This window comes from Shinella sumterensis, assembly GCF_004514425.2.
Classification (GTDB): domain Bacteria; phylum Pseudomonadota; class Alphaproteobacteria; order Rhizobiales; family Rhizobiaceae; genus Shinella; species Shinella sumterensis.
In genome coordinates this window covers 1-7,529 of sequence record NZ_MYFN02000037.1, presented here as the reverse complement: position 1 = coordinate 7,529, position 7,529 = coordinate 1, and the positions used below count along the sequence as shown (strand labels likewise).

Here is a 7,529-nt window from a genome sequence, read left to right as displayed (position 1 = left end):
CTTGACGATGCCACGCTCGACGCGGCCGGTCACGACCGTACCACGGCCCGAGATCGAGAACACGTCTTCGATCGGCATCAGGAAGGGCTGGTCGATCGGACGCTCGGGCGTCGGGATGTAGTCGTCGACTGCGGCCATCAGGGCGCGGATCGCGTCTTCGCCGATTTCCTTGTTCGAATCTTCCAGAGCCGCCAGAGCCGAACCCTTGACGATCGGAATGTCGTCGCCCGGGAATTCGTAGGACGACAGGAGTTCGCGCACTTCCAGCTCGACGAGCTCGAGAAGCTCGGCGTCGTCGACCTGGTCGACCTTGTTGAGGAACACCACGATCGCGGGAACGCCGACCTGGCGGGCCAGCAGGATGTGCTCGCGCGTCTGCGGCATCGGGCCGTCGGCTGCCGAAACAACCAGGATCGCGCCGTCCATCTGGGCAGCACCGGTGATCATGTTCTTGACGTAGTCGGCGTGGCCGGGGCAGTCGACGTGCGCGTAGTGACGGTTCGCCGTCTCGTATTCGACGTGTGCCGTCGAGATGGTGATGCCGCGCGCCTTTTCTTCCGGAGCAGCGTCGATCTGGTCGTACGCCTTGAACTCGCCGAAGTACTTCGTGATCGCTGCCGTCGTCGACGTCTTGCCGTGGTCAACGTGCCCGATCGTGCCGATGTTTACGTGAGGCTTGTTGCGCTCAAACTTGCTCTTTGCCATCTCTTATTTCCTACTGAACGAAAGTTGGGCTAACCGGCCCGTCCGGTTTGGCAGGCGTTTAAGGGTTTCACAACGAATGCGCAAGCCTTAAATGCACGGGAAAAAGGACCGGGAGGGGGCCGGGCTGTGCCGGATTTCCGAAATATCGTGATGAGGAATCGCTTTTTCAAGGCAGGGCTTTACAGCGGCTGCTTGATTCTTCGTTTCAACTCGACGATTGGAGCGGGTAGCGGGAATCGAACCCGCGTATTCAGCTTGGAAGGCTGCTGCTCTACCATTGAGCTATACCCGCGGGGGTCTTGATCCGTCTGACAGAATGGTGGAGGGAGTTGGATTTGAACCAACGTAGGCTGAGCCAACGGATTTACAGTCCGTCCCCTTTAACCACTCGGGCATCCCTCCATATTCTGTCGGGATCAAGCGACCGGTATCGATCTCGGCTGGCGCTTCGCAGCGGCGCCTTCGATCTGGCGGCGTATATGACGGGCACAGTTCATCCTGTCAACACGACGCCACGGAAAAAATTGCGAAAAATGCCAGCATCTCCGCTTCGCGCCGCAAGCCTGTGGACGGGCCCGTTGCCGCCGCCCGATTTTTCGCGCGCCCTTCCCGCAAAACCCCTGCACACTTTGCCGGGACATGCTTTATAAGGCCCCCATGAGCAAAGACGATACCGGCGGCAAGTCCGCAAAAGACACCCACTATGCCAAGCTGCGCCGGGCGCATCGCGACCAGCGGCGCGAGCGCGGCGAGATCCCGACACCGAAGGACGATCGCCGCCGCAAGCAGGCGGAAGGCTGGAAGGCGCCGGCCCTCGCACCCGATCAGGTCTATCTCTACGGCCTGCACACGGTGCGCGCCGCCCTCGACAATCCCGAGCGGCAGATCATCAGGCTTTCGGTCAGCCAGAACGCGGCCCAGCGCCTGGAGCTGCCCGACATCTCGACCCTGCCCTACCCGGTCGAGACCGTCCTGCCCTCCGACCTCGACAAGGTGCTGGGGCCGGAAGCCATACATCAGGGCGTCATGCTGGAGACCCGTCCCCTGCCGGTGCGCCGGCTGGAGGCGCTGAAGGACAGCCCGCTGCTGCTCGTGCTCGACCAGGTGACCGATCCCCACAATGTCGGCGCCATCATGCGCTCGGCCGTTGCCTTCAACGCCGGCGCCGTCATCACCACGCAGCGCCATTCGCCCACCGAATCGGGCGTGCTCGCCAAAACCGCGTCCGGCGCGCTGGAGCTCATCCCCTATATCCAGATCACCAATCTCTCGGATGCGCTGGAAGAGCTGCACAGGCTGGGCTTCCTGACGGTCGGCCTCGATTCGGAGGGACCGGCACCGCTCGAGGGCACGCTGTCGGGCCAGCGCGTCGCGCTCGTCATGGGTTCCGAGGGCAAGGGCCTGCGCCAGAAGACGCGCGCCACCTGCAAGGCGCTCGCCCGTCTCGACATGCCCGGCGCGATCAAGTCGCTCAATGTCTCGAACGCTGCGGCCATCGCCCTTTATGCCACGCACCGCCATCTGTTCGGCTGATGACACATCCCGGAATACAGAAAAGCCCGCCGGTTTCCACCGGCGGGCTTTTGCATGAAGGACGGCAGGATCAGCTTGCAGCCTTGAAGCCGCCGCGGGCGGAAATGCTGCGTTCGGCTTCCGAGATCGCCTCGATCTTCGAGTCGGCGCTGAGGTTCAGGCCTTCGGCACGAACGATTTCGATATCGGTCACACCGAGGAAACCGAAGACGGTGCGCAGGTAGCTTTCCTGGTGGTCCATGGCGGCGGCGGGGCCGGCGCTGTAGTGGCCGCCACGGGTGGACACGATGATGACCTTCTTGCCGGTGGCGAGGCCTTCGGGGCCTTCGGCGGTATAGCGGAACGTCTTGCCCGCAACGGCGATGCGGTCGATCCAGGCCTTCAACTGGCTCGGCAGGGAGAAATTGTACATGGGCACGCCCAGCACGACCGTGTCGGCCGCCAGGAATTCGTCGAGAACGACCGCGCTTTCGGCAACATCGGCGGCAACCTGCGCGTCAACGTCGGCGGGATTGGCATTGGCAGCCATGAGATGCGCACCCGACAGATGCGGCAGCGGGTTGGACACGAGGTCGCGATAGGTCACGGAGGCGGCGGGATGTTCGGCCTTGATCTGCGCGACGACAGCGGCGGTCAGGCGAGGCGAAACGGAGTGCTCTCCGAGAATGCCGGAATCGATATGGAGGATGTTCATGTGTCAGCACCTTGGTTGAATTGGCTGCCAAACATATGTTCTGAAAACAATGCGATGATTAGACAGCAAAAATCCAATTGACTGTTTCCTCAAGGAAACAATAAATCCAGGGGTGATCCCGGAGACGCGTGCCATGCAGGACCTCAACGACCTCGCCCTCTACGCCGCCGTGGTGCGGCACAAGGGATTTACCGCGGCGGCCAATGCGCTGGGTGTCCCGAAATCGAAGATCAGCAAGCGCATCGCAGCACTTGAGGAGCAGCTGGGCGTGCGGCTGATCGAACGGTCCACCCGCAAGCTGAGCGTCACCGACATCGGCAAATCCTTCTACGACCGTTGCGAGGCGGTTCTATCGGGCGTGGAGGCTGCCGAGGCGGTGGTGGCGGTCGCGAAGGCCGAGCCGGCGGGCACGGTACGCATGTCCATGCCTCCCGGCTTCGCGCCGATGATCGCCGCGGTGCTTCCCGGCTTCATGAAACGCTATCCACTCGTGCGGCTGTCGATCATCACCACGGGGCGTCCGGTCGACCTGATCGAGGAGCGGATCGATATCGCGTTGCGTGTCCGCGATACCTATGACACCGACCAGTCGCTGGTCGTACGCCGCTTCGCCAGCACGCGGCGTCACCTGGCGGCAAGCCCCGCCTTTCTGGAACGCTACGGTCATATCGATTTCGATACCATCAGCCGCGTGCCCACCCTGTCCATGCAGGAGAGCACGCCGCGCGCCATCTGGACGCTGCACAACGCCAGCGGGGACGTGCGCGACATCGCGCATTCACCGGTGCTGTCCTGTTCCGATTTTGCGGTGCTGGAACGGGCGACGCTGGAGGGAATCGGCCTCGGCCTGCTGCCGGACATGATTGCCGAACGCGGCTTCCGCGCTGGTGTGCTCACGCATGTCCTGCCGGACTGGTCGAGCGCGGAAGCGGCCGTCCATGCCGTCTTCACATCACGGCACGGCATGCTGCCTGCGGTGCGTGCTCTCATCGACCACCTGGCGGAGAACCTGCCGCGATCGCTTGAGCGCTGCCAGGAAATTACCCCCGGCGAGCGCTCGCCCGGCACATGGTCTATCTGAGCCGCCCCTTTTTGCTTTACAGCGGCGGAGAATATGCTAACTCCCTCCACGCAGTGCCCTTATAGCTCAGTTGGTAGAGCACCTGATTTGTAATCAGGGGGTCGGGAGTTCGAGTCTCTCTGGGGGCACCAATTTTTTCAATTAGTTAGGTGCGCGCACGATGCCTGAAAGCCGGAAAATTCGGCCATCGGGCAACACCAGACACTTTTCAGAAAGCCCGGGCAACCGGGCTTTTGCTTATTGCGTGACCGAATCTTTCACTCGCTTGGCATATTCGAAGAGCTCGCCCGCGGAACTCAGCTTATTCTCGATCACATAAACGCCCGCGCTTAGCGCCCTCATGTCGCTGTCGAGCTCCATGCTCTCGATCGCATTGAACACCAGGCGCGTTAAGTGCAGGCATTCGTAGACTAAGTCTTCTGCCTGAAGGAAGTCGCTTTTGTGGACGTGAACTGCCCCCACTTTCGACCGGACAGTCGGCATAAGCAGAAAGGCTCAAGCACAGGCTTGAGGACAGGCTTATGTCTAACGCATATCGACACGTTGAATTGCTGACCGGTGATGTCCGCCGCAGGCGGTGGACAACCGAGCAAAAGCTGACGATCATTGAGCAGAGTTTCGAACCAGGCGAGACGGTATCTTCGACCGCTCGCCGCCATCTATGGCGCGGCAATCAGGATGAGACGCGGGCGACAATCTGGATGAGATTCTTAGGTCGCGGTCGGGATCAAGTTATCATGCTGATTGCCGCTGACAAGTTCTTCGTCGTTTTCTGATTGCCGCTCCGCGACAGACAGCGTGGAGGTCCTGATTGTCGCAAACGAGGCCGGTCGGCCCCGCTGGCGTTTCTCCTCAAGCGCAGTTCTGCGGCGATAGCTTTCGACGTTCATCTCGAAGATCGTGGCATGGTGCACGAGCCGGTCGACTGCGGCGAGTGTCATGGCAGGATCGGGAAAGACCCGGTTCCACTCACCGAACGGCTGGTTGGCAGTGATCAGGATTGATCGGTGCTCGTATCGTGCCGATATCAGCTCGAAGAGCACACTTGTTTCCGCCTGGTCCTTGGTGACGTAGGCGAGATCATCGAGGATGAGCAGGTCATACTTGTTGAGCTTGTCGATGGCGGATTCGAGCTGCAGTTCCCGACGGGCGACCTGGAGCTTCTGCACAAGATCGGTGGTCCGGGTGAACAGGACCCGCCATCCGTTCTCGATCAGCGCGAGACCGATGGCAGCAGCAAGATGGCTCTTTCCTCCGCCGGGGGGACCGAACATGAGGATATTGGCCCCTTTGGCGAGCCAACTGTCGCCGGCGGTAATTGCCATGACCTGCGCCTTCGAGATCATGGGTACAGCGTCAAAGGCGAAGCTGTCCAAGGTCTTTCCGGGCGGCAGGTGCGCCTCGGCGAGATGCCGTTCAATCCTGCGATTGGCACGCTCTGCCAGCTCGTGCTCGGCAATGGCCGACAGGAAGCGAGCTGCTGGCCATCCTTCCCGGTCCGCCTGTTCGGCAAATTGCGGCCACAGCGTTTTGATGGTCGGTAGCCGAAGTTCGTTGAGCATGATGCCGAGCCGTGCTTCGTCTATCACGTGGGCGTTCTTCATGCGGCTTCTCCCGTCCCGATCAAGGTCTCATAGCCGTTGAGCGATGCGAGCTGGACATGAACGGTCGGCAGCTTGGCTGGATCCGGGCCGAAGAGCGTTCGCATGGCGACCAGATCCGGTAAATCGCCGGCGTCCAGGGTCCTCGCCAATTCTTCGGCAAGTTCGCGCTCGCAGCCGCGGTCATGTGCCAGCGCCAGGAGTTCGACAGTGATCTTGCAAGCCTGCTTATCGGGAAGATGCTCAGTCAGGGCTTCGAAGGCCTTGCGGTATTCCTGACGCGGGAAGAGCTTGTCGCGATAAACAAGGCCGCGGAGCGCCATCGGCTTTTTGCGCAGGGAATGGATGACGTGGTGATAGTTGACGACCTGGTCATGCCGGCCGTCAGCATGGCCGCGTCCACGGCGCAACGTCATCAGGTGCGTACCGCCAACAAAGACATCCAGCCGATCGTCGAACAGGCGAACTCGTAGCCTGTGGCCGATCAAGCGGGACGGCACGGTATAAAAGACCTTGCGTAGGGTGAAGCCGCCCGTCCGGGACACCGTGACGACAATCTCTTCGAAGTCAGTGGTCCGGCGCTCTGGCAGCGCCTGCAGATGGGATCGCTCTGCATCAATGCGCTTGCCATGAGCAGCATTGCGTCGGCTGACGATCTCGTCGACAAAGGCGCGGTAAGAACCGATATCGTCGAATTCCTTGGTCCCCCGCATCAGCAAGGCATCATGAACGGCATTTTTGAGATGACCGTGGGAGCTTTCGATCGAGCCGTTCTCATGCGCGACGCCCTTGTTATTGCGCGTCGGGGTCATACGATAATGGGAGCAAAGCTGATCGTATCGGTGCGTGAGATCAACCTTGGCATCGACGTCGAGGTTGCGGAATGCCGCCGACAGGCTGTCGCTGCGATGATAAAGCGGCGCACCGCCCACAGACCACAGGGCATTCTGAAGCCCCTCGGCTAGCGCGACAAAGCTTTCTCCACCGAGAATGACATGGGCATGTTCGAAGCCCGACCAGACGAGCCGGAAGTGATAAAACAGGTGATCAAGCGGCTGGCCGGCGATCGTCACACCAAGACCGCTGGCGTCGGTAAAATCCGAAAGGCCTAGCCGGCCTGGCTCGTGCGTCTGGCGGAAGATGACTTCCTGCGCTTCGCCATGGACCGCACGCCACGACCGAATGCGTCGTTCAAGCGTGCGGCGGATACCTTCAGAGAGTTCTGGATGTCGGCGCAGCATCTCGTTGTAGACGGCGACGGCACGGATGCCGGGTGCGGCCTTCAAAAGCGGGATGACCTCAGTCTCGAATATCGGCTCCAAGGGATCGGGGCGGCGCCGTTCGCGTGGCGCTTTGCTCTGAGATGGAAGTTGCGTCTCTTTGTCGAGACGATAGGCCGTGGACCGGCTGATCGACGTACGGAATGCGTTTGTCGGTACTTCATGAAGAGTCTCATCTGATGATCGGTTACATGGCGACCCGGCACAAACTGGTTCTCCAATCCAGAAAACCGCAAATGTACCGGACCGACCGCGATCATGAGACGCCGAAAAATCTGCGCCGCGCCGGGGTATGACTACGATCGGGCTACGCCCTCACTCCGTCAGACCCCGGCGCGAGTCTCATCCTGATTGACGCTGAATCTCACCTAGATTGCCGCTACGCAGGTGGCGCAGGCTCTTGAGCGAGGGAGGTGCTGCAGCCGTGGATTCAGACGAGCCGGTGGTCGGCAATTCGGAAGTGAAGAAGCTGGAAGATCGCGTCCGCGAGTTGGAGCGCATGCTCGGCCGCAAGACGATGGAGGTCGAAATCCTCCGCGAAGCCCTATCCAAAGCGGACTCAAAAAAACGGATATCGCGGCCGATCTTGTTGCCGAAGGACGGTTCCCGATGAAGACCGTCGCTGACACGCTGGG

General features: G+C 61.0%; 5 protein-coding genes, 3 tRNA genes and 3 pseudogenes. 5 read left to right on the top strand and 6 right to left on the bottom strand.

All coding sequences use genetic code 11. From position 1 onward, the window contains the following. The 3 genes from B5M41_RS26590 to B5M41_RS26580 all read right to left on the bottom strand — a co-directional run. Window positions 1-705 (bottom strand): GTP-binding protein (locus tag B5M41_RS26590; RefSeq protein ID WP_230640371.1); only part of this gene is annotated, 705 nt, incomplete at its 3' end. Between the two features lie 218 nt (window positions 706-923). Continuing rightward, window positions 924-997 (bottom strand) — tRNA-Gly (locus tag B5M41_RS26585). Window positions 998-1,022: 25 nt separating this feature from the next. Further along, window positions 1,023-1,107: transfer RNA gene (locus B5M41_RS26580), tRNA-Tyr, on the bottom strand. A 255-nt stretch (window positions 1,108-1,362) separates the two neighbouring features. Between B5M41_RS26580 and rlmB the strand changes: the two genes are divergently transcribed. After that, on the top strand, window positions 1,363-2,238 hold the full coding sequence (gene rlmB / locus B5M41_RS26575; protein WP_134653295.1) for a 23S rRNA (guanosine(2251)-2'-O)-methyltransferase RlmB: 876 nt from the start codon (window positions 1,363-1,365) through the stop codon (window positions 2,236-2,238). A 70-nt stretch (window positions 2,239-2,308) separates the two neighbouring features. On the opposite strand, the gene B5M41_RS26570 is transcribed toward rlmB, so the two are convergent. Continuing rightward, complete coding sequence (locus B5M41_RS26570) at window positions 2,309-2,932, bottom strand: FMN-dependent NADH-azoreductase (protein ID WP_134653293.1); 624 nt, start codon at window positions 2,930-2,932, stop codon at window positions 2,309-2,311. A 133-nt stretch (window positions 2,933-3,065) separates the two neighbouring features. Between B5M41_RS26570 and B5M41_RS26565 the strand changes: the two genes are divergently transcribed. The 3 genes and pseudogenes from B5M41_RS26565 to B5M41_RS26555 form a co-directional block, all read left to right on the top strand. Continuing rightward, entirely contained in the window at window positions 3,066-4,013 is a 948-nt protein-coding gene (locus B5M41_RS26565) for a LysR family transcriptional regulator (protein ID WP_134653291.1), read from the top strand. A 55-nt stretch (window positions 4,014-4,068) separates the two neighbouring features. Next, window positions 4,069-4,144 (top strand) — tRNA-Thr (locus B5M41_RS26560). Window positions 4,145-4,534: 390 nt separating this feature from the next. Continuing rightward, a pseudogene (locus B5M41_RS26555) lies at window positions 4,535-4,672 on the top strand (transposase); the annotation flags it as partial. A gap of 51 nt (window positions 4,673-4,723) precedes the next feature. On the opposite strand, the gene istB reads toward B5M41_RS26555, so the two are convergent. Further along, window positions 4,724-5,617: an IS21-like element ISRel5 family helper ATPase IstB gene (gene istB / locus B5M41_RS26550; protein ID WP_134652818.1), complete on the bottom strand. Its 894-nt coding sequence runs from the start codon at window positions 5,615-5,617 to the stop codon at window positions 4,724-4,726. Further along, window positions 5,614-7,100 (bottom strand): annotated as a pseudogene (gene istA / locus B5M41_RS26545) (IS21 family transposase). The gene istB and the pseudogene istA overlap by 4 nt, the downstream one beginning before the upstream one ends. A gap of 155 nt (window positions 7,101-7,255) precedes the next feature. On the opposite strand from istA, the pseudogene B5M41_RS26540 reads away from it, so the two are divergent. After that, window positions 7,256-7,529, top strand: a pseudogene (locus tag B5M41_RS26540) (IS3-like element IS426 family transposase); the annotation flags it as partial.

Coding starts and splice junctions, on each gene's coding strand:
- rlmB (WP_134653295.1), top strand. CDS start 1,363: ATGAGCAAAGACGATACCGGCGGCAAGTCCGCAAAAGACACCCACTAT.
- B5M41_RS26570 (WP_134653293.1), bottom strand. CDS start 2,932: ATGAACATCCTCCATATCGATTCCGGCATTCTCGGAGAGCACTCCGTT.
- B5M41_RS26565 (WP_134653291.1), top strand. CDS start 3,066: ATGCAGGACCTCAACGACCTCGCCCTCTACGCCGCCGTGGTGCGGCAC.
- istB (WP_134652818.1), bottom strand. CDS start 5,617: ATGAAGAACGCCCACGTGATAGACGAAGCACGGCTCGGCATCATGCTC.